The 25,408-nt window shown below is 67.8% G+C and carries 22 protein-coding genes and 1 pseudogene; 17 read left to right on the forward strand and 6 right to left on the reverse strand.

What is annotated here, in order from left to right; translation table 11 throughout:
* Positions 1-263 precede the first annotated feature (263 nt).
* Entirely contained in the window at positions 264-1,070 is an 807-nt protein-coding gene (locus IF11_RS43225; RefSeq protein ID WP_425315196.1) for a hypothetical protein, read from the forward strand.
* On the opposite strand, the gene IF11_RS0120110 is transcribed toward IF11_RS43225, so the two are convergent.
* Together IF11_RS0120110 and IF11_RS0120115 are read right to left on the reverse strand one after the other, a co-directional pair.
* The gene (locus IF11_RS0120110) at positions 1,043-1,897 is read right to left on the reverse strand and encodes an alpha/beta hydrolase (protein WP_030353042.1); all 855 of its coding nucleotides are present in this window, start codon (positions 1,895-1,897) and stop codon (positions 1,043-1,045) included. The genes IF11_RS43225 and IF11_RS0120110 overlap by 28 nt on opposite strands.
* Entirely contained in the window at positions 1,894-2,460 is a 567-nt protein-coding gene (locus tag IF11_RS0120115) for an amidohydrolase family protein (RefSeq protein ID WP_030353043.1), read from the reverse strand. The genes IF11_RS0120110 and IF11_RS0120115 overlap by 4 nt, the downstream gene beginning before the upstream one ends.
* A 92-nt stretch (positions 2,461-2,552) precedes the next feature.
* On the opposite strand from IF11_RS0120115, the gene IF11_RS0120120 reads away from it, so the two are divergent.
* Complete coding sequence (locus IF11_RS0120120; RefSeq protein ID WP_030353044.1) at positions 2,553-3,149, forward strand: TetR/AcrR family transcriptional regulator; 597 nt, start codon at positions 2,553-2,555, stop codon at positions 3,147-3,149.
* A gap of 826 nt (positions 3,150-3,975) precedes the next feature.
* On the opposite strand, the gene IF11_RS0120130 is transcribed toward IF11_RS0120120, so the two are convergent.
* Complete coding sequence (locus IF11_RS0120130; protein ID WP_030353046.1) at positions 3,976-4,539, reverse strand: DinB family protein; 564 nt, start codon at positions 4,537-4,539, stop codon at positions 3,976-3,978.
* 345 nt (positions 4,540-4,884) lie between these two features.
* Here IF11_RS0120130 and IF11_RS0120135 point away from each other — a divergent pair, with 345 nt between their 5' ends.
* The 8 genes and pseudogenes from IF11_RS0120135 to IF11_RS0120165 all read left to right on the forward strand — a co-directional run bounded on the left by IF11_RS0120135 (position 4,885) and on the right by IF11_RS0120165 (position 14,266).
* Positions 4,885-5,778, forward strand: a complete 894-nt coding sequence (locus IF11_RS0120135; protein ID WP_078490796.1) for a TnsA-like heteromeric transposase endonuclease subunit — start codon at positions 4,885-4,887, stop codon at positions 5,776-5,778.
* The gene (locus IF11_RS0120140; protein ID WP_051746076.1) at positions 5,775-8,018 is read left to right on the forward strand and encodes a DDE-type integrase/transposase/recombinase; all 2,244 of its coding nucleotides are present in this window, start codon (positions 5,775-5,777) and stop codon (positions 8,016-8,018) included. The genes IF11_RS0120135 and IF11_RS0120140 overlap by 4 nt, the downstream gene beginning before the upstream one ends.
* A gap of 43 nt (positions 8,019-8,061) precedes the next feature.
* Positions 8,062-9,291: an ATP-binding protein gene (locus IF11_RS0120145; RefSeq protein WP_030353049.1), complete on the forward strand. Its 1,230-nt coding sequence runs from the start codon at positions 8,062-8,064 to the stop codon at positions 9,289-9,291.
* Positions 9,292-9,303: 12 nt separating this feature from the next.
* Positions 9,304-9,765 (forward strand): annotated as a pseudogene (locus tag IF11_RS43230) (TniQ family protein); the annotation flags it as partial.
* Positions 9,766-10,011: 246 nt separating this feature from the next.
* Entirely contained in the window at positions 10,012-11,244 is a 1,233-nt protein-coding gene (locus IF11_RS42155) for a hypothetical protein (RefSeq protein WP_240627963.1), read from the forward strand.
* 188 nt (positions 11,245-11,432) lie between these two features.
* Positions 11,433-12,146 (forward strand): 2'-5' RNA ligase family protein, encoded by a 714-nt coding sequence (locus IF11_RS0120155; RefSeq protein ID WP_030353051.1) that lies wholly within the window; start codon positions 11,433-11,435, stop codon positions 12,144-12,146.
* 166 nt (positions 12,147-12,312) lie between these two features.
* Entirely contained in the window at positions 12,313-13,455 is a 1,143-nt protein-coding gene (locus IF11_RS0120160; RefSeq protein WP_030353052.1) for a hypothetical protein, read from the forward strand.
* Positions 13,456-13,582: 127 nt separating this feature from the next.
* The gene (locus tag IF11_RS0120165; protein ID WP_133243343.1) at positions 13,583-14,266 is read left to right on the forward strand and encodes a hypothetical protein; all 684 of its coding nucleotides are present in this window, start codon (positions 13,583-13,585) and stop codon (positions 14,264-14,266) included.
* A gap of 34 nt (positions 14,267-14,300) precedes the next feature.
* On the opposite strand, the gene IF11_RS0120170 is transcribed toward IF11_RS0120165, so the two are convergent.
* Complete coding sequence (locus IF11_RS0120170; protein ID WP_133243342.1) at positions 14,301-15,311, reverse strand: DUF3800 domain-containing protein; 1,011 nt, start codon at positions 15,309-15,311, stop codon at positions 14,301-14,303.
* 396 nt (positions 15,312-15,707) lie between these two features.
* Between IF11_RS0120170 and IF11_RS40940 the strand changes: the two genes are divergently transcribed.
* From IF11_RS40940 to IF11_RS0120200, 6 genes are all read left to right on the forward strand, one after another.
* The gene (locus IF11_RS40940; RefSeq protein ID WP_157848443.1) at positions 15,708-17,807 is read left to right on the forward strand and encodes a hypothetical protein; all 2,100 of its coding nucleotides are present in this window, start codon (positions 15,708-15,710) and stop codon (positions 17,805-17,807) included.
* Positions 17,804-18,259: a hypothetical protein gene (locus IF11_RS37855; RefSeq protein WP_051746079.1), complete on the forward strand. Its 456-nt coding sequence runs from the start codon at positions 17,804-17,806 to the stop codon at positions 18,257-18,259. Before IF11_RS40940 ends, IF11_RS37855 begins: the two co-directional genes overlap by 4 nt.
* A gap of 315 nt (positions 18,260-18,574) precedes the next feature.
* Positions 18,575-19,204: a PadR family transcriptional regulator gene (locus IF11_RS0120185; RefSeq protein ID WP_030353057.1), complete on the forward strand. Its 630-nt coding sequence runs from the start codon at positions 18,575-18,577 to the stop codon at positions 19,202-19,204.
* 246 nt (positions 19,205-19,450) lie between these two features.
* Positions 19,451-20,002: a Clp protease N-terminal domain-containing protein gene (locus IF11_RS0120190; RefSeq protein ID WP_030353058.1), complete on the forward strand. Its 552-nt coding sequence runs from the start codon at positions 19,451-19,453 to the stop codon at positions 20,000-20,002.
* A 117-nt stretch (positions 20,003-20,119) separates the two neighbouring features.
* Positions 20,120-21,103, forward strand: coding sequence for an EamA family transporter (locus IF11_RS0120195; protein WP_030353059.1), 984 nt, complete (start codon positions 20,120-20,122; stop codon positions 21,101-21,103).
* Positions 21,104-21,289: 186 nt separating this feature from the next.
* Complete coding sequence (locus IF11_RS0120200) at positions 21,290-22,255, forward strand: DMT family transporter (protein WP_037728138.1); 966 nt, start codon at positions 21,290-21,292, stop codon at positions 22,253-22,255.
* Between the two features lie 43 nt (positions 22,256-22,298).
* Here the strand turns inward: IF11_RS0120200 and IF11_RS0120205 are convergent, their stop codons facing one another.
* Complete coding sequence (locus IF11_RS0120205) at positions 22,299-22,997, reverse strand: pyridoxamine 5'-phosphate oxidase family protein (protein WP_240627961.1); 699 nt, start codon at positions 22,995-22,997, stop codon at positions 22,299-22,301.
* Positions 22,998-23,032: 35 nt separating this feature from the next.
* Between IF11_RS0120205 and IF11_RS0120210 the strand changes: the two genes are divergently transcribed.
* Positions 23,033-24,364 carry an aminotransferase class I/II-fold pyridoxal phosphate-dependent enzyme gene (locus IF11_RS0120210; protein ID WP_078490798.1) on the forward strand — a complete coding sequence of 444 codons (1,332 nt, stop codon included), beginning with the start codon at positions 23,033-23,035 and terminating at the stop codon, positions 24,362-24,364.
* On the opposite strand, the gene IF11_RS0120215 is transcribed toward IF11_RS0120210, so the two are convergent.
* Positions 24,355-25,383, reverse strand: a complete 1,029-nt coding sequence (locus IF11_RS0120215; protein WP_051746081.1) for a DMT family transporter — start codon at positions 25,381-25,383, stop codon at positions 24,355-24,357. The two genes, IF11_RS0120210 and IF11_RS0120215, sit on opposite strands and share 10 nt — an antisense overlap.
* Between the last annotated feature and the right edge of the window lie 25 nt (positions 25,384-25,408).

Here is a 25,408-nt window from a genome sequence, read left to right on the forward strand (position 1 = left end):
GGGCCCACATGAGGAGCCGTGGCCGGTGACCTGTGCCAGTGATCGCTGATCGATTGCCACTGAAGGATGATCAGCGCTAGTTTGTGCCACCGCAGGTTGATCATTCGGTGTACAGGTACGCGGGGGACGTGGTGGGGGCACCTGTCGGTGTGTTCGAAGAGGCTGCCCTTGAGGCTTTTGACCTGGCCTTTTCCGTCAACGGCACGCTCGTGCGCCGGTCGCTGGGGTCCAGCTGGGATACGCCGTTTGAGGCTGTGGACCCGGTGCGAGAGTTCAGCTGGCGCAAGGACGGTCACGGGTTCGCGGGCTGGTACTACTCGTCGACGATGCGGGATCACGTGGGCTACGAGTCGTGGCTGGAGCGGGACCGGCTGATCCTGCTGGACCGTGATCCGCACGTGGTCGCGATCGCCTCACAGCCGTTCTGGCTGCACTGGCACGACGGCACACGCAGGCGTCGGCACGCTCCTACTTCGTCCGGCTGTCCGACGGCGGCGCCCGCATCGTTGACTGCAACCAACGGGACTCCTTGCTCCAGGCACGCACGAACCACGGTCCGGACCTCGTCGGTGCTCTTGGCGCGCACGACGGCCACCGCTCGGCCAACAGGCGCCCACACCGCCTGGTCGTGGGAGAGACCGGCGACGATGTCCGGATCAGTCACCACCCGGCCAGCGGGCAGCCGTCGCCTGAGTACTTCGGCGATACCCACGGCAGGGGGCGTCGTGCTGACGAAGTCCCGCTCGGCCACCCGCACACCTCCAGAGAAGTTGACTCAAATACGAATGCAACATAGATGGCACCACGCCGCCGGGCAGCCGGTTCATGGACGATATGCACGAAAGACCGATGGAAGTCTTGGGGCGCCTCTTGCTCCGTTCCGTTCCTCCCTCTGGGTGGCGCGCTTCCCGGCGCGACCGGCTCGGGCTCGAAACGCGTACCGGTCGGGTGCGGCGAGTGGTGCCAGGCACTCGGGGCGGCGGCACTGGCCAGGAGCGCCGCCGCCCAGCGCGGCGGTCAGGCAGAGCCGCGGCGTCCATGCTTACTGGGCACGGCAGGTCCTGAGGTAGCTGAGGAACGATGCCTGCAGCCCAGTCACGTGCGTTTCGTGCATGAGTGCGCTGGTGACGGATCCGCTGCGTGAGGTGAGGCGGTGAAGGAACGTGGCCGCGTTCTTCGCGAGATTCTGGTAGACCGCCATGTCTCCGAGCATCTCTCGGTCGTTGAAGGTCACGTGAAGCTTGGTAGCAGGCAGGGTGTCACCCATTGCTTGAAGACGAGCGAAGACCTGACTGTCTGCATTGACAATGCCGGGGCTGCCCGCACCGATGCTCTCGAAGAAGGTGCTTTTGGTGAGCCAGGCGTAGAGACTGAAGAGCCCGCCGTAGGAATAGCCGAAGAGGCCGTGACCGCTCGGGGCTGTGCCGTAGTCGCGTTCGATCCGCGGGTGTAGGTCGTCGGTAAGGAAGTTCAGGAACATATCCCCGCGGCTGTCGCTCAACTCAGCGAGGTAGGCGTCGGCTTGCTCGCGAGTCATTGTGCCCGCTTCGACCCCCATCTCCACCGCATCGATGTACTCCTTCGCGATGGGTTCGCCGGGGGGCACGAGGTCGCGGTTGCGCAACCGCTCCCAGTGCTCTGCTTCCTCGCCTGCGTAACCCACGCTGACTTGGACGTAGGGCTGAATCGACTGCATGGGGTCCAACTGCGTGACGATGAGTGGGGCGGTCATGCCCACGGCCCAGTTGCCGTCGAGCACGTACACGACAGGCGCTTGCGCCGCGGCAGGGTCGTAGCGCGGTGGCGTGGTGACCCAGACGCCGTAGTCGTGCCCACCGCTGGAGCGCATCTCGAAGTAGTCGGTGTGGGCGAGGCAGCCCTGCCACATGGTGCTCATCTGAGGTCCTTTACGATTTGGCCAGCCTGGATTACGAGGACGGCGTTGGTGGGGTCGGAGAACAGTTCTGGGTCTTCCGAGAGGGCGCACAGGCCCGCGAGGTGGTGGCTGCTCCACAGCTCGGTGGGTTCCCATTCGGCTCCGTAGTAGCCGTGCCCGCCGATCTGGCACTGAACAGGTCCGCACGACAGGACGCGCGGCCCTCTGACCTTGCCCTTCGCGATCGCGGTGACGACACCGCCGTCGATCCCGCCGGTGTCGCGAACGGTGGTGAAGCCGGCGTCGAGCGTCGCGCCGGCCGTGGCGAAGATGTCCGCCGCGATCTCGGCGGCGCTTATCTGAAACGAGAAGTGCGGCTGGATCGGGCTCGACAGGCCCAGGTGGACGTGAGCGTCGATCAGGCCGGGCGTCATCGTCAATCCCTCGGCATCGAGACGCTCGCCGTGCGCGCTGGAGGCACCGAGTTGGGTGATGCGGCCGTTCTCGATAGTGATGTCGAGGTTGCTGGGATCGCGCCCCGATCCGTCGATGACCGCCGCGCCGACTACATGAGCAGGTCCCATCGTCGATCCTCCGCCGTTGCGAGCTGACTGCGACCATGTGCGAAGCAACACGGAACCGCCAACCCTTCTTTTCCAATGGATAAACTGTGGGAGTGATCCTGTCAACCTCGGAACGCAAGGGCAGCGCGCGCGAGCGACTCCTGGCACGGCTTCTCGACGCCTTCGGCGAGGCCCTTCCCCCGCCGGAGATGTCGCTCCGTGAGATCGCCGCCCGGATCGAGACCAGCCACGCCCTGTTGCGATACCACTTCGGGTCACTCTCGGGCGTCTTGGCCGCCATGCTCAAGGCGCAGCGATCCCGTGACAACGAGGCACTTTTGGAGGCCGCCCAGCAGGGCACCTTCGACGATTTCGTTGTGGCGATCTGGCGTACTTACACCCGGCCAGAACAGCTGTCGCGTGCCCGCGGCTTCTTCTACGTCGTCGGACTGGCCGCGTACGGCCCCGAGGACTTCCGTGAGTTCGTAGAGTCGATCGGCGACCTGACCGTGATGCTGTCCTCACTCGCGGAACGCGAAGGGCTCGACACCAAGGAAGCGCGGGATGTGGCCACCGTCACCATTGCCGCGATTCGCGGCCTCCTCTTGCAGGAAGTTCTGACTCCCGGAACCCGCCCGGAGGACGCGGTCGCCTTGATCCTGCGCATGCGAGAGGGCCGATCCGTTCCACGATCACGTCCGGAGCGTTAAGCAGTCCCCCGGCTCTTGCCGCCGCCTCGCCTGATCCTCGAACCCTGCCTGCGGACGCGCTGACAAGCAGCATCGGCCATTGGTTGCTTCACCTTTCCACGTGCTAACCGAATGTTCGGTTTGCACGAAGGGAGGGCTGCTCGTCATAGCTGCAGGGGGCAGTGTGTGCGACGAGGACCGTGCTTCGCGACTGCTCGGAATTGACATGCTGGACATGGGTAAGGCCAGCGCGCAGCTGCACATGACCACGACGGCGCGCATGATCAACAACCCTGGGATGGCGCACGGTGGCTCCATCTCCCCGCTGGCAGAGTCGGTTCGCTCACGCCTGGAACAGCCCAACACCGACACCCCCGGGGACATGCGAAGTCTGCGGGCACCCGCTGCCTCCCGGGCACGGACAGTCACGACGGCGCACGTGTTCAGCCAGATGCCGTCAGCGGGCCTACCGGTCATCCGGAGAGCAACGTGCGGCGACAACCCCATGCCCCGTCCCGTTGCCGGGACCTGCGGCTCCACCCAAATCGGTCGGGGTGAGGGCTGACGCCCTCGCCCCGACCTGCAACGAATCCCTTGAATCACCGCGCTGCCCAGTCTGTTCAGGCCCTATGCCAGAAGGAAGTCGTAGGTCACAGCGCCGGACATGCTCTCAGCGCTGTCGCCAGAAGGCATATCGGCGACGGAAGATGACGCTGTCCTGTCCCGAAGGAGAACGTAGGGAAGGCAGAACGGCGGTTAAAGATCGTGAGGCCTATCGGCGGCAGCAGCCATGGAGCGTCACGGACTCCACGTAAGTCTCCGAAGCTCGATCGCCGGTTACCGAAAGTCATATTCGGTGCGGTCCGGCTCCGTCCTGCCAGCGGTAGAGGTCGCGCAGCAGGGAGATCTCGGCGCCATGATGGATCAGCTCCCTGTTGACGTGCAGGACCCTGTTCTCCATGGGAAACCGCTCGGGACCCACCGTGGGCGGATTGTCCAGGTCAGCGTCCGAGAGCTCGCGGACCCCCGCGTTCCATCTCCCATACATCTCATCGAGCTGTTTCAGCGCCTCGTCAGCGGTCCCCGCGTAGGCGAATGTCTGGGAGTCGACGTCCTGGCCGCCGAAGTACCATCCGACCCGATAGCCCAGGCACGAGACGATGATGTGCGCCAGCCGCCAGGCAATCGTGGTCACCGGTGCCGGCGCCGGGGCAGGGGACGCGGAGTCCATCGTCCATTCCCCCGAGCCTTCCAACATCGGTGCGGCCGACGTGCCACGTGGGCGGATGCTCCAGCAGCCGCGCACCGGCTCCCAGAAGTACTCCTCGTCAGTAAGACCGTCCAGCCGTGGCCGCAGGTTCTTGCGCCAGCACCAATCCAACTGCTCCGCGAGCCGCTCGCTTCTTGTCATCGCCGCACACTACAGACCCGTCGAGCAGAGTGATCGTCGCCGTCTGCGGTCATCCTCCACTGTCACAAACCCCACAGACAGTCATCCCTAAATGGCACAGAAGTCAATCGATCGGCCTTCGCTGGCAATCGATCAACACCCACTGACACAGGTCACCGGAGCTGAGACTTTCAACACAGGTTGACACTGATCGGCGAGGCCGAGCTGGGGTGAGGGCCTGAGATTTCAGCCGTGGTTGACACCGCGTTTCAGCGGGGGGTGGCACGGTAGCGCACCGTCAGTCTTGTTGTCACCGAAATCGAATGATTCGACCACGGAGAGTGGTAACGCCTGTTCCCTGTCGATATGGAATCGATTTATAGCTCTGCCCAGTCGACGTTCTCGGCGCCGCGCGCCGTCGACGGCGTGATCGCCAGCCCACTCTGGTCGCATGCGTGCAGTTGGGACGAACTCGCCGTACCGTGCGATGCCTTCGGTACGCGCCGGTCGGTCCTCGACCTGGAGCGGGGGTGGTCGGAGCGGTGGACGACATCGTGGCGGTTCGGCAAGGCGGAGGTTGTCCGGTCGGTCGCTGGCCTGGGCGCGCTGCCTTTGGCGGGGTGTCGGCCGTGGAGGCCGTTCGGCTGGCGGACCAAGCAGCGGCATCGACCCGGTCTGGAGTCCTTGATCGGTACGGGGCGGCTGCACGCATTCGAGTCGCTGGAGGAGGACCGGTTCCTGGTGGCACTGGACTTCGCCGGTGGTCTGTTGGAGCTCTTGCCCCAGCCGTTCCTGCTGCGGTTCCGGGCGGAGGGCCGGTGGCGCGAGCACACGCCGGACTTTCTTGCGGTGACCAGAGGTGGCCGCTGGCTGATCGATGTCCGCCCGGCTGGGCGGATGGACCAGGACGACTTGATGCGCTTCGCCGCGTCGCAGGAAGCCGCACTCGCAGTGGGCTGGCGGTACACGGTCGTGACCGGGTGGCGCCCGCACGTGGCCACGAATTTGGACTCGCTCTACTCACGACGGCGAGCGATGACGGATCCGCTGGGCTTGAAGGCAACGCTCCTCAAGGCCTCTCAGGCTCCAGGTAGTCCGTTCACCTTCCGGGAGTTGGCGGTCGGCAGCGGTATCGAAGCCGTTGCCCGGGCCGTGCTGCTGCACCTGCTCTGGCATCGCCAACTGGGCATTGACCTGTCTGAGCCGTTGGAGGACCGAACTGTGGTGTGGGCCGCAACTGTGAGAGGAGCCTCGGCGTGAGCGCCACCGCGTTCCTAGAGTTGGCTGCCGGCGAGTTGCTCGTGATCGACGGGACCGAGTGGCGTGTGGAGTACCTCGAGCCGCAGTACGGCCGGGTGGTACTTACCTCGCAGACCGGCAAACGGGTGCCGACCACCTTCCGTATGCTCGCAAACCACCCGGACTGCCGACGCTCGACCCGCACGGCGGGCGCGTCCGCATCAGGACGGGGCCGCCAGCCGAAAACCACGAGTGACCTGGAGCCCGAACGCCTCAAGTTGATGCGCATCCGTCGGGCGCATCTCCTGGAGATCGAGACCGGCTACCGCAGCGGGGACCCGCTGCGGGCCGCCCCGGGGGAGCCTCGGCCGCAATACGATCCGGACCGCACCACGGTCACCCAGCGCCGCCGGACGAAGGAAGCCGAGTTAAAGGCCCTGGACCCGGCCCACGCACAGGCGCTGGCCCTGGACCAGGTCAGCTACCGCACCCTCATCCGGTGGGAGGCCAGGCGCCGGGCCGATCTCGAAATGGGGTGCGCGGACAACCGCTGGACGCCGGCCACCCGGGGGCATCCCAGCGTGACCGAACCGGTCCGCGAGGCCATCCTCGCGGTCCGCGCGGACACCCTGCACCGTTCGAAGGTCAACATGCGGGTGCGGGTCGGCCTGATCCACCAGTACGTCCGCGAGAAGTTCGGTGAGGAGGCTGTCGAGAAAATTCCCAGCTACGGGACTCTGCGGGTGGTCTGGCGGGAATGGTTCGGCAGCGGGCGGGCCCGGCAGAAGTACGCCCGTTCCGCCGAGTTGGAGACCAGTGGTGAACACGTGGTGATCCAGAGGCCGGGCCAGGTCGTCGCCCTGGACACCACCATCCTGCCGGTGATGGTCCGCGAGTCGGTGTTCGATGACCCGGTCGCGGTCCATCTCAGCCTGGCGATGGACGTCTACACCCACTCGCTCGTCGCCTTCCGGCTCACGCTCGTTTCGGATACCTCCACGGACATTGCGATGATGCTGCGGGACGTGATGTCGCCGCTGCCGATGCGTCCGGACTGGGACCAGGACATGGAATGGCCCTACCCAGGAGTCCCGGCCGCGCTGGTTGCCGAGTTCGCCGGTCACAAGGTTGCCGCGCTGCCCTTCTTCGCCCCGGAGACTGTGACCACCGATCACGGCAGCGTCTACCGCAACCATCACCTGGTCGATGTCCAGCAGGCGCTTCAGGTGCGGATCTTGCCGGCGCGTGTCCTGAGGCCTACCGACAAGGCTGCCTGCGAGAGGGCGTTTGGAGCAGTTCGATCTCTACTGTTCGAATATCTGCCCGGTTACACCGGGGTGGACGTTGCCGACCGGGGGGCCGATCCCGAAGCCGATGCCACCTTGACGGTGGATCAGATGGAACACCTGCTGGCCACCTGGATCGTCCGGATCTGGCAGAACAGGCGCTTGGGCGAGCACGCGCCGTGCTGGGATCCGGTGGGCGACCACAGCCCCAACACGCTGTTCGCCGCGGCGATGGCGCAAGGCGGCTGGGCGTTGGAGATTCCCTCGCCGAATCTGTACTACCGCGCCCTTCCGAGGCATGTCGTTGCCATTCACGGCAAGCGCGGAGTGAAGATCGGCGGACTTTGGTACGACGGCGATGCCTTGGACGCCTACCGGGACCAGCCATCCGGCCAGGGCGGGCGACGCAAGGACCGTTGGCATGTGCACCGTGATCCCCGAGACGCCCGTGCGGTCTTTTTCCAGGACCCGCGCACCCACGCCTGGCACACCCTGCGCTGGACGGGGCTGCCGCCCGAGGGGGAAGTCCCCTCTTTCAACGGCGCGCGCGTACGTGAACTCCTCACTGCCGCAAAGCAGGCAGGGCTGAAGCCGCAGTCCGACCGCGAACTGCTTCCCCTGCTCCTGGACCTGATCGCTGCTCACACGCCTGTCGACCAGTGGCCCAGCCGGATGACGAAGGCCCAGCGCACGGAGCGCTCCCGCGAGATCGCGCAGGGCCGGGCTGCCGCTCTCGACCGGCCGGCCCTCGCGGTCCCCCCGCCGCCCGCGCGGTGGACCGACCGGTTGCGGGAGGCCGACAAGGCCATTGACGACGAACGACGTCAGCGGCGCGAGGAGGCCGTGCCGGTGGCACCGGCCCCGGCACCGCGCCTGGGCGATGCAGCCCGCCAGCGGGCACGCGCTCTCCTGCCGGCTGACGAAGGTATATCGCATGCCGCTGCCCCCGTCCCCGCCACAGCGGAGGAAAAGTGATGGATGCCAAGCACTCTGACGCCACCCCGGAACGGCCCGGTTCGTGCTGCCCGGTGACCCACCAGAGCGAGAGACCGCCGAGGGCTGGTCGACCTGGCGGCTGACCAGGAACGACTTCCTCCCCGCCCCGGTGGTGGACCTGAAGACCTACCGCACATGGAGCCCGCTCGGCCGGAGTCTCAACGACCTTCACCGCCGCGCGACCCACGCGAACCTGCCGATGCAGGACACACCGATGAGCCTGGCGGTCTCGCGCCTGATGCACTCACGCATGCTGGCCAACTCCCTCAACGCACGGCCTACCACCCGCCCCGGCATCATGGTCAACGGAGGCGGAAACCAGGGGAAGACCGAGACCGCCGCCGAAGCAGCCGCAGCCTTCGAGGACCTTTGGCTGAGTCTGAGTCAGCGCTTCGACCCGGAACCCCTGCCCGGAACCCGGGACATCCGCTGCACAGTCGCTTACGTACAGACGCCCGTCAAAGCCACGCCGAAGTCGACCTGCGAGGCGATCCTGGAATTCTTCGGCGACGAGGTCAGCAGGAACCCCACTCTCACGCGACTGGTCCGGCGGGTCCGTACCTCACTCCGGGACCACCGAACGCGCGTACTCATCCTGGACGACATCACCCGGCTGAAGCTGCACCGGATCGACGACCAGGACACCCTTGACCTCCTGCGAGCCCTGATGAGCATGCACGTGACCCTCGTTCTGATCGGTGTCGGAATCCCCTTGTCCGGACTCTTACGCGAGGGACGGCAGGATCCCAAGACCAAACAGTGGCACTTCCCTCCTCCCACACCGGAACTGACCTGGGCCGATGAGGCGGCAACCCAGACAGAACGCCGCTTCGACCTGGTCGACCTCGAGCCCTTCCGCTACGGGGCACCCGAGGAGATCGCGGACTTCCTCACCCACCTCGCCGGACTGGAAGACCAACTGCGTCTACTGAAGGCCCGCCCGCACATGCTCACCAGCGGCACGATGCCCGAGTACATCTTCCGGCGGACCAGCGGAGTGGTCGGCTACATCGAACGGCTCATCGCGGACGGCGCCGCACTCGCGATGGACAACGAGGCGGAGGAACTCACCGAGGACCTCCTGGACGAGGTCGTCATCCGCGTCCGCGACCCAAAACGCGACGCGGAGGCCGGTGAAGAGGGGACCGTTCCGCCCCAGCCGGCGCGGACCGAGCCCAAGGCGGGCTCCAGGCCGAGAAACACGACCTTCGACGACAAAGGAATCCCGGCCACCAGTTCCTCCGTCGCGTGACCAGGAGACGCGATGATCCCAATCAGGCCTCTGCCACGCAGCCTTCCACCGCTGCCCGACGAATCGCTCCCCGGCTTCCTGATGAGGCTCTCCTACCGGCTCGAAGCGTCGCCGGCCGACCTCGCACATGCCACAGGGCTGACCCGCTCAGCGAGTGCGAACGGTTCGGTATCGCACATCATTCACATGCCAGAGGACGTACGGACAAGGTTCGCGCGAACGGTCAAGACCACTGAAGACGAGGTCACGGGCATGCTCCTGAGCCCTCTCGGGCTCCGCTACCCGCCAGCCTCCAACATTCCCTCCTCATACCGTCAGAAGCTATCGAGCCGTCACAACCGTTGGATCTTCCTCCACACGACACGTTTTTGCCCTGACTGCCTGGCCGGCGGGGACACGCCGATCGAGCAGGAATTCGGAGGTGCCTGGCGCCGGCTCTGGAGGCTGCCGCCGGTCTTCGCCTGTCCCACCCACAACCGGTTCCTCGAACACCGGTGTCCGGACTGCGGCCGACCAGCGCTATGTACCGTCACCAGGACCACCTACCGGGCGCTGCCCCGCTGGCGCGACACAGGGCTGCACCCCGCCCAGTGCCGGTCCCCACTGTCGGCCACGGGGCCCGCCGGGCACGGCCCCGAAATCGGCTGCCAGGGCCGACTCGACCGCTGTACTGCCTCCGCGCCCGCCCCCAGTGAACAGATCATGGCTTTCCAACGGCACATGCTCGACCTGCTGTCGGCTGCTGGCCCGACGACCACCGAAGTGCTCGGCAGCGAGGCCGCAGTCGGCAACTACTTCACTGACCTCCGTGTCCTTTGCCAGCTGATCAAGGCCAGCTGGCCTCGTGCCCGCGACATCCTCCCCGACCCGGGGCTTGCCGAAGCACTCGACGCTGACCAAGCAGCCCCGCGCGAAGAGCAGCCGTTCGCCGACCGGCCCCAGAGCCTCATCGATGCTCCCGCGCTGGCTTCCGCTCCCTGCGCGGCCCTTCTGGCCGCCGCCGACCGGCTACTTCGACTGGAGAATCCCCGTGACCTGGGCGAGCACGTCCGCTTGCTGGTAGTGCACGACCCACGCCGGCGAAGCAGCGGCGAATGGCGCAGGGACTTCCTGGACACCAGACCCGACTGTTCCCAAGGTTTCCTGCAAGCCGTCGCCCCCGTGCTGCAGACCTACGCCCGGGAACTACGGCCCCGCGCTTTGAAACGACCCATCCGCCGAACACGCTTCGGCCCCCAGCACATCCCCCATTTCCTCGAAGACGGCTGGTACGAAAGGTACTTCGCTCACATGAACGGAATCCCGGCGTCCAGCATCCGGCGAACAGCTGTGCTCCACCTGTGTCAGATCGCAGTCGGTGGCTCGCTCTTCAAGGCCGGGACGCTCCTGGGACTGCCGCTCAACCCCGCGGGCACCCACCGGGCCTCCGACAATGCGAAGGCCGTCCACAACTGGGCACGGACACGGCCTGACCCACAGGAGTTCGAACTCGCCGTCCACGCGCTGGCCGACGAACTCGACAGCCGAGACGATCTGGTCGACTACCGTCGTCGGCGCGATGCTCTGCGCTACTGGTGCATCGACCCGGCGACCTGGAACGAGATCACCGACAGGATCCCCATCCCGACCGGACGGGGTGGACGCCCCGACTTCAGCGACCGTAAACGCCAGACCGCGTCCATCATCACGTGGACCACCTTGACTCAAGGCGAGCATGTGTACGCTCCGCACCCCATCCGCGACCAGCAGCCCCGGGGAACCCACCAACTCTGGCGGACAAGCGACAGCGCATTCTGGGCACGCATTCAGCACGGAACCACAGGCACCACCGACAACAACTGGCTCTCCCTGCTCTCCCACTACGCTGCGTTCCTCGCCCCGATCATCGACAAGGACGGCACCGTCCCGCGTGGCATCTCGCCGTGGACACCTGGCATCGCAGCGGTGCGGTGAACCGCGCGGGCAACACCCACGGCTCATCTCCGCCGTTCCGCCGAGCTTCACGCGACCGCCCCGACCTGGACCGACGAGACGGGCGGCTATCGCCGCCCGTTAAGCTCCGTGACTCAGCACCCCACTGCGGGCGCGACTTTGGACAGCGACGCAGACGGCCCGAACGCCGTCCGGCCGAGGGGGTACGAATGAGCGCGGTTCTGCGTCGGGACCGGCGGGCATTCCCGTCCGACCCTCCGCGTGACCTCGCCGACCCCCACGCGATTGCCGCACACGACTGGGCGGCCTTCCAGGCCGTATCGCACATGTCCAACCACTGGGACCGTCCCGGTTGGAGCGGAGGCCGGGCCTACTACTGGATGCTCACTTTCCCCAATGAGCGCGCGCTGATCAACGATGCTCGCGCCTGTCAGGACGCCGTTACCAACCCGGCGCTGGACCTGGTGCCTGCCGATGGCCTTCACATCACGTTGAACAAGGTCGCCGACAGTGCCGCCATGGGTGAAAGGGACCTGGCCCGAGTTGTGCAAGTGGCCCAGGACACGGCGCCCCAAGCCTTCGATCTGCAGGTCGGCCCGCTGGCGGGGTCACGCGGTGCCCTGCGCTACAGCGTTGCCCCGTGGAACCCACTGATCAGCCTTCACGCGATACTCGCTCGTGCGGGGACGTTGGCTGGAGCCGCTGGAGGAAGATCCACCGAATCTTTCCGTCCACATCTTGGAATCGCCTACAGCAACACGACCCGCCCCGCAGATTCGGTGATCAGCCAGGTAGCCGAGCTCCGAGGCCGGCCGACTCTCCCGGTTCACGTCTCGCACGCGGACCTTGTGGAACTGCGTCGAGAAAACGCTACCTACAGGTGGGACGTCATCTCTGCGATCACCTTGTCCGCCGGGAACTGATGTCGGCGTCGGTGCCAGCAAGCCCAGCAACGTGCAGGCCGACGCTACACGGTCCTCCCGTTGCTGAAAATCAGGACGAACTGGCCTGCGAAGTACGAGGACCTGGCCCAACTAGGGCACAGTGGAGCGACCTTGGAATGTCAGAGGTCTTCAGTAGCCTGACGTCATGAAGGCGAGCGACTTCCTGATCTCGGTGCAGCGAGACTTCCTCGGGACACCGTGGGTGCGGCAGGTCCTGGACACCGACCGCGTTGCAGCACTGAGGTCCGGCCCGCTCGAAGACGTGCCGGACCTGGAGGCCGCCCAGGCGATCGTCCGCTTCGTTTGCGCTGAACTGGAAGCCTTCGGCACCAGCGGCGGTGAGAACGTCGACGATGAAGGAAGCGAGGAACTCCTCCGCTGCCTCAAGGCGGTGCTGCGGAGGCACGGCATCGACTTCAACCCGCCCTTTCGTAGCCATGGGGGATTCCGCCGGTACTGGATCGAGAAAGGCATGGACGGCGGAGGCGGCTACGCGAAGCGCCGCGGTTACCTAGCAGAGCTATTCGATCCGATCCGGGCTCGGCTGGACGAATTGGAGGTTGCCAGCGAGCGATTGGAAGGCCTGCGCGGTGTCGACGGCACTCTGAAGAACATCGTTTTCGCTTCCACTGGCTACAAGCCCGAGATCATCATGAGCGAGATGATCGACGGTGCGATCGAGATCGTCGAGCACGCGGACACCTGCCTCGTCTACAACCGCCCGCTGACCGACGCTGGACTCACCTGGGGCGAACTCGTCGACTGGTGGCGCGAGCAGAACAACATGGCGGACGCTGACGATCGCACTGTGGCCCTGTCGCTGCACGAAAGACTGAAGAGGTCCCTCGGCTCAGAGGCCGAGCGCTACCTCTTCTACGCCTTCGTCAGTCGCTACGCTGAGCCGGACGCAATGTCGCAGCCCGCGCTTCTTCCTCAGGTCTATGTACATTTCGACCCGCTCACCGAGCGCCAGCGGCAGTTTCTCAAGAAGCCCCGCCGACTCGCTCGGGAGCGCATGGACTTCCTTCTGCTGCTGCCCGGTGGAGTGCGAATCGTGATCGAGGTGGACGGCAAGCACCACTATGCGCGAGAAGTGCCGAAGGGGTCAGATAACTGGGAGGTCGCAGCCGACCTCTACTCAGAGATGGTTGCAGAGGACCGTGCGCTACGACTCAAGGGTTACGAGGTTTTCCGCTTCGGCGGGAAGGAGATACTTGCGGCTCGCGAAAACCTGGCGTTTATACGCCAATTCTTCCTCGACCTGGAAGCGCGCTTCTGGTGTGAATGAGTGTCGCGGTGGATTTTTTATCACTGCCGCAAAATAGAGAAAACGCCGAACCGTTCGAAGAGAAAACATCGACATGACATCTGATTCAAGTCAGCTAAATGATAAAGCTCTCGCAGGACTTGAAGCGTTGACCAACTTGCTGAAGGACGGAGGTGCCGGTGACCACGCGCCCTCTCCGCTGGAACGTCGGCCCTTCATGATTGGCTGGGGCTTGGTGGCCGCGCTGCATCGGCAAGCGTGTGCAGTGCTGCTTCTGCATAGATCGAATCTCGGACACGAAGCCGCCCCCAACCGGCGGCTGATGATCGAGTACATGAGCCAGTTGCAATGGCTCGCTCGCGACGGCGAGGCCGCGGCTGACTCCATGAACAAGCACTTCCAGTACTCCCACGGCAAGCTTCGGAAGGCCGTGGACGAGGGAGGAATTTTCACCTACGACGACGAGGTCGCCGCAGCTGCGGACAGCGTTGCGACGGCGTCACTCCCAAGTTCGCCAACGGACACCTTTAATGGAACGGCCCATTTGCTCGGTAGCCTCGGCAACGGTATCCAAGAGGTCTGGATCAGTGAGACCCAGCTGTCGCACTCAGGCATCGCAGCCGCGCGAGCATTCTTCGACGACTCGGCGTCAGACGTCATCCACCTATTCGATGCTCCGCGATACGGCTCGGCTCCAAACCCAGCTGAGGCATCGCCTTTTATGGCATTCATGCTGCTGTACTTCGGAATTCAGGCGTTCAACGAGCTGATGGTCGACCAGCCGTGGACGGCTGAGCTCGACCGTATTGGTCAGATGGGCGGACTAGCCTAGCGCGTTTGTGGCGGAATCCGCTACAGCGAGGTAACTACCCGAGGCGTCGGGGATTCTCGACACAAGACAGGTCAGGCCAGATTCCTCCGTGAAGCCACGGCTCTACAACCGTCTTGAGCTTCTCTGCAAACGGATCGGGCAGCTTCGTGACCAGATTGGTCGCCCATTGCCTTGTAGCGCCGGCTGCCCAGTCGGCGATCTGGAGTTGGGGCACAGCGCTGCTGTCGGAGAAAGTGATGCTAGTTATGGCCAAACGTGGCATCAGATGTCCGGGTCGTGCAGGATCGGGCAGCTCGTGCAAGGCGAGGAGTGTGTCAGCGTGGCGCGAGATGGTCTTCGACTCATCGTGCACCAAGGCGAAATCGCCGAGTATCTGACCCATCTCGTGGCAGAGCGGAACCAGGCAAGGCACAGCCGGGTCCAACGCGTCCAGAAGTTCGCCTGAGGCGATCGTCGCAATGATGTCGTCTGCTTGCGCCCGCGTGTAACCCAGAATCTCAGACACATCGGAGAATTCGGGGTGCGTGGTGACCTGGTAGGCAGAAATCGCAGCGAACAAGTCGTCGGCGCTAGCACGGCTACGTCGGCGAGCGGCACCAACGAATGTGTAGAGCATGTGGTCGTAGGCGTCAGCATCACCCATCAGCCTGCCACCCGCATGCAGCAGGTTCGCCAAGGCGACCGCAGCGCCGTCGGCGTACATGTTGTATCCGGTCTCGTGTGCCAGCTGTTCGACCAGCAGGTCGACCATCTTTGTTGTCACCATGAATTGCTTGTCCGCGACATACGCCAAGATCGTTGCGTCGGCCATGGACTCGAAAGCTGTCAGCAGTGCTGATCGTCCCTTGTCCGTCTTAGACAATGAGGTGTACTTCGGTTCACCATGTCCCCGGGGAAGCCGTGCCTTGACGTCGTCCACGACCTGGCGAGCCATGTGATCGTCGATGTGTACGACTGCGGCGCAGAAGACGGGTTGAGCCGGATCGAGCAGATTTTCCCCGGTTGAGTTCGATTCGTCCGCGTAGACGGTGGGTGTGGCTGACATAGGGGCAAGCATCCCCCTCCCGTCGCGATGATGTCGACGTCTTTCCCTGCTGTGCAGGAGGGATCAGCTACGGCTGACGGTCTGACAACTGTCGGCTCTGGCACGTACTCTGGGTGGTGGAGCGCACCGATGTCGGTGACCCGCACCAGCCCCAGTGGACCGATCCCGGTCCGGGGAGGCCAGTACTACGGTTCCTGCGAGGAGCCAGCGGTGGCCGGGTGGCGGTGATCTGTCCAAGGTGGTCGCAACGGCCCAGTGCCCCGCAGCGGCGGGGAGGCGGTACGGCGGCGGCACCCACCTCTGCACAGGCGGGAGGCGGTCCCACTCCGCGTCCCGATCCGTTCAGGGAATGCGGCGAGAGCCGGCCGTCCCTGCGTACGAAAGCAGAGGTGCGGTATGTCGCCGCGTCGTCCCAAGCGCCCTTCCGGTCGCTTTCCCTATCTCGACGAGCCCGAGTACCGATCCCAGTTCGTCGACGCCGGTTTGGCCGATCCCCGGTGCACTCTCGACCGAAGCGCCCTGGAGCGGATGGCCACCGAGGCCATCAACCTCAAGCCCCTGATCGCGACGAGCGGCAACAAGAGCACCGGCGTCGTCGTCACGGGCTTCAAGGACGCCGCCGTGGACCCGGTGCGCACCGAGCACGGCACCCTCTACCAACTGAGGGTCAAGCAGCCCGGCCTGGCCAGTGCGATCAACCAGTTCAACATCCGCTTCGCCTACGACGTCGCCCAGAACGCCAACGTGGCCACCCCGCGAGTGGTCCCGGTCAAGGCGCCGGACGGCGGCCAACAGGCGGTACTGGAGGTCGAGTTCGACTCGGAGGAGGCGCTGCTGGAGCACCTGACCTTTATCGAGGGCAGGCTGACCGCAGCGGAGAAGGCCCGCAAGTACGACCTGAAAGCGGACCTCGCGGTATCGGGTCAGTCCGAGCGGGCCACCTACCACGTTGTGCGCTACCGAGTCGCTGGCCAGGTGTGGGACACCACCAGCGCCACTGCCGGGTCGAACCGTACCCGCCACCGCCACGACCTGTTCGGACTCCAGCCCGCGGTCGGCCTGCTCGGCCTGCCGCAGCAGCTCCTCGGAGGACCCGACGGCCAGCGCTGGCGCAACCCGGCCGACTGGCGGGACCGCTACACCGCACAGCTCAACACGTACGACGGCATCGACCCCGAGGACATCGAGATCCCGGAGGACGACGCGGAGAAGGCCAAGGAGGCCCAGGAAGCCCGCCGCTGGGCGGAACTGGCGGCCTCCGCGCTCCAGGTGGCGACCACCGACGCCGCCTTCGTCATCGGCTACGTGCCGGCCGAGGGCGCGCGCCCGGACTTCGACGCCGCACTGGCGTCGACCAACCTGCGCACCCACCTGCGCGGCCCGCTCGATTTCACCGGCACCAACCAGGCCATGGCATCCGGCCGGAAGCTGGTCAACCGCGCGTACGCCGACAACGCGATCACGGAGCTGGAGCACGCGGTCCTCACCGGCACGACCCCGGCCGCGTACCTGCATGACGACCCGCGCGAGGCCGTGGTGAACCTCGTCCGGCTGGTGGACCGGGTGGTCTTCCCCAGCGACATCCCCAGCCTGCGCAGGACGACCAAGGTTCTCGTCGAGCCGTCGCCAGCCCACTTGAGGGCCAAGCACGCGGAGACCCGCGGAGAGATCCGCAGCGCGCTGCTCACCGCTGCAGTGGGCGGGGTTGACCTCCCGGCCGCCGCCATGGACACCCCCCATCAGAAGATCGTGCGCCAGGGCATTCCGACCACCGGGCTGTCCGCCGCCGAGCTGATCGCCGCGGCGACCTCGGCCGAACCGAGCGACGGCCGCGACGCCGCCCGCGCCGAGCTGGCACACATCGCGGTACCGGGCCTCGTCAACGGCAAGGTGCTGCTCGGCTCCTACGGTTCCACCGGCGACCGCCGGGCGGTGTCCACCAAGCTGGTCGCGGCCCGCATCACCGACGACGGGGTCCGGCTGTTCATCGAGGCCATCGACGCCTTCGCCGAGGTGATGAAGCTCCGCGCCGGCCACAAGGTCACGCCGCGGCCGGGCGCGTCGGCAGGCCGTCTGCGCCGGGTAGCCGACGGGTCCGTCGCCACCACCGACAAGCCGGCCGACTCGGAGTGGTTCACCAGCCACTGGCCAGTGGAGAACACCGACTCGGATGGCGGAGTGGGCACACCCTCCGCGCTCTCGCCCAGCGAGCAGTGGGCGGAGAAGCTCAAGGACACCACCGGCCTGGTCGACAACGCGAGGAAGGCCGTGACAACCCTCTCCACACACTTCGAGGACATGCATGCCCTGGTGGGACCGGACAGAGAGATGACCGCCGAGGAGCGGGAGTCGTGGCAGGACGAGCTCGACAAGCTGGAGCCCATCGTGGTGAAGGCCGGCACGTACCTGAGGAAGCTCCGGTACCGGCCGACCGACACCGGCACGACGACCGGCGGCATCGGCGACTTCACCTTCGGGACGGAGGAGGCCGAGTGAGTGGCATCCGGCCAGGGGCGCGTACACCGAAAGACGCCGCACCGCCGCCGGGCCCGATCCTCCGGCCACCGCACGTCCCGCTTCTTGCGCGCGCCCTGGGTGGCTACTGCAGCAGCGACCCGTACTGGTCGCAGGTCGACACCGTCGAGGCGTTCGCTCCGGGCCTCTACCTCGTGGTCGACGCCCATGGCCGCATCGTCTGGCTCGGCATGGCCGCCGGCGAACAGGGAGTGACCGGACGGATCAGGAAGCACCTGCTCGAGCCGTGGAAGCTGGCTCACTTCCACCGGGTCTGGGTCGCCTCCGCCTACGACCAGATCTCCCGGCCTGCTCTGGAGGCCGCCGAAGGCTGGGCCGCCGACGCGCTGGATCTGCGTACCCGGATGCCGTACCGCACCTGGCCGCCGTCCACCGACTGGCTGTCCCTCATCGGCCGTCAGCCGGTGGCCTGACTCGTCGCCCGTGGGCCCGGGACCGCTTCGGTCCGGGGCCACGCCCGACCGACCCGTCTATCGGCATCGTGGTGCGGACTCTGAAACACCTCGCCCTTGACTTGGATCTCAACCCGTAGCCGTGTCGGGTAGCCGGATCACGGCAACGTGACCCGGCTACCCGAACACAGTTCGGCAGTGTCAAATCCTGCTGAAAAGTGCCATCTCTCGCTGACAGTCTCAGGAGCCGCGGCCCGATAATGCTTGCCGAGCGAGCTGTTCCGATATATCGTTGACGCATCGCGACAGATCAACGATGTAGGGAGTGACAGAGCGATGCGTTCACACGGACATGACCATGGACATGAGCATGGACGCGGACACGGTCCGGGACCCGGCGCCTGCGGACCCGGCCACCCGGGCAGGGGCGACTTCGAGGGGCGGCGCGGGGCCTTCGGGCCGTTCGGGCCCGGCTTCGGCGGTCCCTTCGGCGGCGGTGGCCGCGGGCGCGGCGGCGGCAGGGGAAGGGCACGGCGCGGTGATGTACGCGCGTCGATCCTGGCCCTGCTGAAGGACCGGCCCATGCACGGATACGAGATGATCCAGGAGATCGGCGAGCGCAGCGGCGGGGCCTGGCGCCCCAGCCCCGGCTCGGTGTACCCGACGCTCCAGCTGCTGGAGGACGAGGGGCTGATCACCAGCCGGAGCGAGGGCGGCAAGAAGCTGTTCACGCTCACCGACACCGGGCGCACGGAGGCCGAATCGGGGCCCGAGGCCCCGTGGGAAGAGGCCGGCCGGGGCATCGACTGGGACACGATGAACGAGATCCGTCAGGCCGGCTTCGGGCTGATGGAGGCGTTCGGACAGGTCTGGAAGACCGGTACGCCCGAGCAGCGCCAGAAGGCTCTGGCGGTCATCACCGAATCACGCAAGAAGCTCTATCTGATCCTCGCCGATGAGGACTGAGCACGCTTCGGCCCGTACTGGAGGCCCCGCGGCCATGCCTGTATCGCAGGCGCCGCGGGGCCTCTGCGTGTCCCCCTTGCCCGCCGCGTCCGCGGAGGCAAGGCGGCGCGCTTCACCGGGGAGAGAAGGGGGGGCGATCTCATTCGTAAGGAGGAGAACCGGTCCAGATGTGCCCAACTCCGGTGGGACGCGAGAATGCTCCCCGGCGGGGATGCTCCGCAAGCCCGGGACTGATGGGGTGAGAGGGTGCAAAGCCCACCTCCGCGAGTGCCGGAACCGTCCGCACCGAACCGACCCGATACCGCGTCCGCGCGCGCCGAGGTCGAGGCCCGGCTCACCCCGGAGCTGGCGTCCGTCGTCTCGGGCGCGCGCAGAAGGGCGCACCGCGACGGAGACCGGCAGGTCGACACCGCCCATCTGCTGCACTCACTGCTGGAGACCGACCCCGAGGTGCGGGCCGCGTTCGGCGGCGGCCCCCAACTGGCCCGGGTGCTGGGCTATCTGGTCCAGCGGAGCATCGGCTACGGACTGCGCTGGCAGGGGACCGTGGAGGACTCCGGGGCCGTGCCCGTGGTGCGGGAGCGCCCCGTGACGGGCTGGTCGCCCCCGGCCGTCACCGCCATGGCGGGCGCGCTGGAGCGCGCCGAGCGGCGCGGTGAGCCGCTGGCCGGCGGGCTCGATCTGCTCGCCGCGCTCGCCGCCGACCGGGAGTGCCGGGCGGTCGATGTGCTCGAACGGGCCGGGGTGGACGCGCGATCGCTGGCCGGGCGGCTGTCCGGTACGTCACGATCGGTCTGACCACGGGCGATTCGGCCCGCCGCGTCGTGCCGGTCCTGTGCCGTCCCGCCGGACCTCGGCTGTCTCGACAGGCGTCATGAGGATGACGCTCCTGACGTCGGCTGTCATGATGACGCCATGCACATGTCTCAGGGGAGGAGCGTCGGCCTGGGCCTTGCCCTGGCGTCGGCGTTCGCGTTCGGCGGTTCGGGCGTGGCGGCCAAGCCGCTGATAGAAGCGGGGCTCGACCCGCTCCATGTCGTCTGGCTACGAGTCACCGGCGGCGCCCTGGTGATGCTTCCGGTGGCCTGGCGCCATCGGGCGCTGGTACGGCAACGGCCCGCGCTGCTCGCCGGATTCGGCCTGCTGGCCGTGGCGGGCGTCCAGGCCTGCTACTTCGCCGCGATCTCCCGTATCCCCGTCGGGGTCGCGCTGCTCATCGAGTATCTGGCCCCCGCGCTCGTCCTCCTCTGGGTCCGGTTCGTCCAGCGGCGGCCCGTGACCCGCGCCGCCGCGGTCGGCGTCGTTCTCGCGGTGGGCGGGCTCGCCTGTGTGGTCGAGGTCTGGGCCGGGCTGAGCTTCGACCTGGTCGGGGTGCTCCTCGCGCTCGCCGCCGCCTGCTGCCAGGTCGGCTACTTCGTCCTCTCGGACCAGGGCGCCGACGGGGAGGACGCGGCCGATCCGCTGGGCGTGATCGCGTACGGACTGCTCGTCGGGGCCGTCGTACTGACGGTGGTCGCCCGGCCCTGGGGGATGGACTGGTCGCTGCTCGGCGGGAGCGCCGACATGGGCGGAGCGAGCGTGGCCGCGGCCCTGCTGCTCGGCTGGATCGTGCTGATCGCCACCGTGCTCGCCTATATGACGGGAGTGGTCTCCGTACGCCGGCTCTCGCCGCAGGTGGCGGGCGTGGTCGCCTGTCTGGAGGCGGTCGTCGCGACCGTGCTGGCCTGGGTGCTGCTGCGGGAACATCTCTCCGCGCCGCAGATCATCGGCGGCGTCGTGGTGCTGACCGGCGCGTTCATCGCCCAGTCGTCGACGCCGAAGGCGCCTTCCGGGCCGATGGCGGGCGGTACGGGGGCGGGCGACCCGGCGCGGTTGTCCGCCGGACACCCCACGACATAGGGTGCCGATTATGCACTTGACCGTTCTTCCGCCTCCCGCGTCGTAACGCGGGCGGCCATCCGCTGACGAAGACCGGGCTCGGACAGGACCTCGGCCGTACAGGCCCCTGTCCCGAGCGGTTCGTCGCTGCCCGCGTGACGGAGCCGAGCGACCACACCCATCCCGTTCTTCACACGGAGACGTCACGTGCCGAATCCTGTATCTTCCGCTGCTTCCGGCCTGCCGGTCGGGCGGAGTCTGTTCTTTCTGATCGTCGCCGGGGTCGCCTGGGGGACCGCCGGCGCCGCCGCCTCGCTGGTCTACCGGGTCAGTGACCTCGGCCCTCTCGCGCTCTCCTTCTGGCGCTGCCTGGGCGGTCTCGTCCTGCTGCTCGGCGCGCTCGCGCTCCGGCGGCGCCGGGAGCCCGCGCCCGCGGAGCCGCGCCGGCGACGGCTGCTCCGGATCCTCGGGACCGGTATCGGTCTCACCGTCTTCCAGAGCGCCTACTTCGCCGCCGTCGAAGCGACCGGTCTCGCGGTCGGTACGGTCGTCACCCTCGGCGCCGGCCCCGTCCTCATCGCGCTCGGCGCCCGCCTGACCATGGGCGAGCGGCTGGGCGGCGGCGGTCTGGTCGCGGTGACGGGCGCGCTCGCCGGGCTCGGAGTGCTGGTACTCGGCGGTGAGAGCGGCTCCGTACGCCCGGCCGGCATCGCGCTCGCGATCCTGTCGGCGGCCGGGTACGCGGGGATCACCCTGCTCACGCGCCGGCTGGGGCGCGAGGGCGGCGGTGGCGACGCGATGGCCACCACCGCCTGGGCGTTCGCCATCGGCGCGGTCCTGCTGCTGCCGATCGCCTGGGGCGAGGGGCTGCTGCCGCACACCGCGGAACCGGCCCGGGTGGTCTGGCTGCTGGTGTACGTCGCGGCGGTGCCGACCGCGCTCGCCTACGCCCTCTACTTTGCCGGGGCAGCGGTGGTGCGGGCCGCGACCGTCTCGGTGATCATGCTGCTGGAGCCGGTGAGCGCGGCGGTGATCGCCGTCGTTCTGCTCGGTGAGCGGCTGACCGTCGCGACTCTGCTGGGTACGGTCCTGCTGCTCGCGGCGGTGACCGGTCTCGCGCTGGCCGAGGCGCGCCTCGCAGCTGTACGGCGCCGGGCGGCGGCGGTCGTCTGACACCGCCGCCCGAACTCCGCGTGGTGTCGTCCGTGGTGTCGTCTCAGAGCGCGGAGAGATAGTCCGGCAGTGCGATGGCCGGGTCGAGATCGTCGGACCGGACGGGCGCGCCGTAGCCGCGCGCGAGCGGGACGACCCCGGCCCAGTGCGGCAGCGAGAGGTCCTCGGGATCGTCGTTGGGGCCGCCCGTGCGGACCTTGGCGGAGACCTCGTCGAGATCGAGGCGGATCACGGCGGTCGCCGCCAGCTCACGGGCGTTCGCCGGGCGCGAGTCGTAGGAACGGCCCGGTACGACGTGGTCGACGATCGCGTCGAGCGCGGTGCGCCGTTCCTCGGGGTCGGTCACCTGGCGGGCGATGCCGTGGACCACGACGGAGCGGTAGTTGATCGAGTGGTGGAAGGCGGAGCGCGCGAGCACCAGACCGTCGACAAGCGTCACGGTCAGACAGACGGCGAGACCGGGGCCGGCCTCGCTCTCGGCCGCGCGCTCCGTACCGCCGCCGGCCGCTGTCATGCGCAGTGGCCGCGAACCGGTCGAGCCATGGACGTACAGCCGCTCGTCCACCCGGCCGTAGAGCGTCGGCAGGACGACCGGAGCGCCGTCGCGGACGAAACCGAGGTGGCAGACATACGCCTCGTCGAGTATCCCGTGCACCAGCTCGCGGTCGTATGCCGCCCGCTCGCGGGCGCGGGTGGGGACGGTGCGTGGGGTGGGCTGGTAGGCGGCGGTGCTCTCCGGCATTGCGATCTCCATTGCACTAGTGCATAATCTTCTTTGTGCTAGGAGAGTATCGGATTGAGGGTCGGCGCGCGGCGGAGATTTCCGCCAGCGTGGAGCGCGCGGTGGGTTCCGGGGAGCTGGCTCCGGGGCAAGTCCTCCCGCCGATGCGGGAGTTGGCGACGGAGCTGGGGGTCAATCCGAATACGGTCGCCGCCGCCTACCGGAGCCTGCGGGACCGAGGGGTGATCGAGACGGCGGGGCGCCGGGGGAGCAGGGTGCGGGCCCGCCCCGCCAGTACGGCGCGCGGCTCGATCCGGGTCGACGCGCCTCCGGGCGTACGCGATGTGTCGGAGGGCAACCCCGATCCGGCGCTGCTGCCCCCGCTGCACGACGCCCTCGCCGCCGCCGCGCTGCACAACGCGGACCATCCGGGGCTGTACGGACAGGCGCCCGTCGACCCGGAGTTCGCGCGGCTCGCCCGCGCGGGGCTCGACGCCGACGGGGTGCCGGCCGGACCGGTCGCCGTGACCTCCGGATCGCTGGACGCGATCGAACGCGTACTGGCGGCCCATCTGCGACCGGGCGACGCGGTGGCCGTCGAGGATCCGGGCTGGGGCGGTCTGCTGGATCTGGTGCCCGCGCTCGGGCTGCGGCCCGAACCGATGGGGGTCGACGACGAGGGGCCGCTCCCCGCCGGACTGGCACGGGCGCTGCGGGCCGGTGTCCGCGCGGTCATCGTCACCGACCGCGCGCAGAACCCGACCGGCGCCTCGGTGGGGGCGGCCCGCGCCGAGGATCTGCGCGCCCTGCTCGCCGCTTATCCCGAGGTGCTGCTCATCGAGGACGACCACGGCCACGGCATGGTCGATCTGCCGCTCCACCCGCTCGCCGGGACCACCGGCAGCTGGGCGTTCGTACGCTCCACCGCGAAGGCGTACGGACCGGATCTGCGGATCGCGGTGCTCACCGGGGACGCCCTGACCGTGGACCGGGTGACGGGGCGTCAGCAGCTGGGTCCCGGCTGGGTCAGCCGGCTTCTCCAGCGCGCCGTCGTGGAGCTGTGGACCTCGGGGGCCGTGGATGTGCCGGCCGTGGCGCGGTCGTACGGCGAGCGGCGCGACGCGCTCGTACGGGCCCTGGCGGAGCGGGGCATCGAGGCGCACGGCCGTAGCGGGATGAACGTCTGGGTGCCGGTGGCCGACGAGACCGGGGCGGTGGCACGGCTGCTGCACGCGGGCTGGGCGGTCGCGCCGGGGGCGCGCTTCCGTATGGCCACGCCGCCGGGCGTACGGCTGACGGTGTCGGACATGACGGGCGACGACATCGGGCCGGTCGCCGACGCGGTGGCATCGGCGGCCGGCCCGGCGCCCGCGCGCAGCTACGGCTGAGGCGCGGCCGGGACCTGCGCGGCTACGGGCCGCTTCCTGGCCCTGCTCTGGGTGAGCGCGGCCCCGGCCAGGACGATCAGGGCGCCGACGGGCGTGTTCCAGCTCAGTTGTTCGCCGAGCAGGGTGACACCGGCCGCCGTGGCGATGACCGGGATGAAGTACGTGACCATCTGGCCCGTCGTCGGGCCGACTTCGGCGACCACCCCGTACTGGAGCAGGATCGCCAGACCGGTGCCCAGCGCGCCGAGCACGATCACGGCGAGCAGCGGACCCGCCGGGAGCGAGGTCGGCAGAGTGGTGAACAGCGGTGTCACGAGAGCGAGTTGCAGCGTGGCCAGGAAGAGCTGCGCGCCGGTCAGGGAGAGATGGGAGCTGCTGTTGCCCGCCAGCGTGCGGCGTACGTAGATCCAGCCGATCGGATAGCTGAGCGAGGCGAGCAGTGCCATCGCCGTACCCGTGACATCCAGACCGGAGAAGCCCTGCCAGGCACCCAGCACGGTCAGCACACCGAGGAAGCCGAGGCCGAGCCCGGCGACCCGGCGCCGGGTGGGCCGGTCCTCGGAGAGCGCGACCAGCGACAGAGCCATGCCCCAGAGCGGCGACGTGGCGTTGCAGATGCCCGCGAGCGTCGAGGGAATCGTCAGCTCGGAGTAGGCGAACAGCGAGAACGGCAGCGCGTTGAGGAAGAACGCCGCGACGGCCAGATGCCCCCAGGTGCGGGGCCCGCGCGGCAGGCGGTCCCGCTTCACCGCCATCGCCACGGCCAGCACCGCCGTACCGAAGAAGAGCCGGCCGAAGGTGACCTGGAAGGGGGCGAAGCCATGGGTGCCCACCTTGATGAGCAGAAAGCTGAAGCCCCAGATGAGCGCGAGCACCGCGAACCGGATGCGCCAGTCCACGGCGGGGCGGGTACGGAGGGAGCCCGGCCGCGCCGGATCGGCGGCGGCGGGCGCGGCCGGAACGGCGGGGGAGGGGGAGACGGAGTCCGGCCCGGGACGGGGCGGGGTGGCGGTGCTCATACGGACAGCCTGGCGTGAACCATCT

The sequence above is a fragment of the Streptomyces scopuliridis RB72 genome (assembly GCF_000718095.1).
GTDB lineage: Bacteria > Actinomycetota > Actinomycetes > Streptomycetales > Streptomycetaceae > Streptomyces > Streptomyces scopuliridis.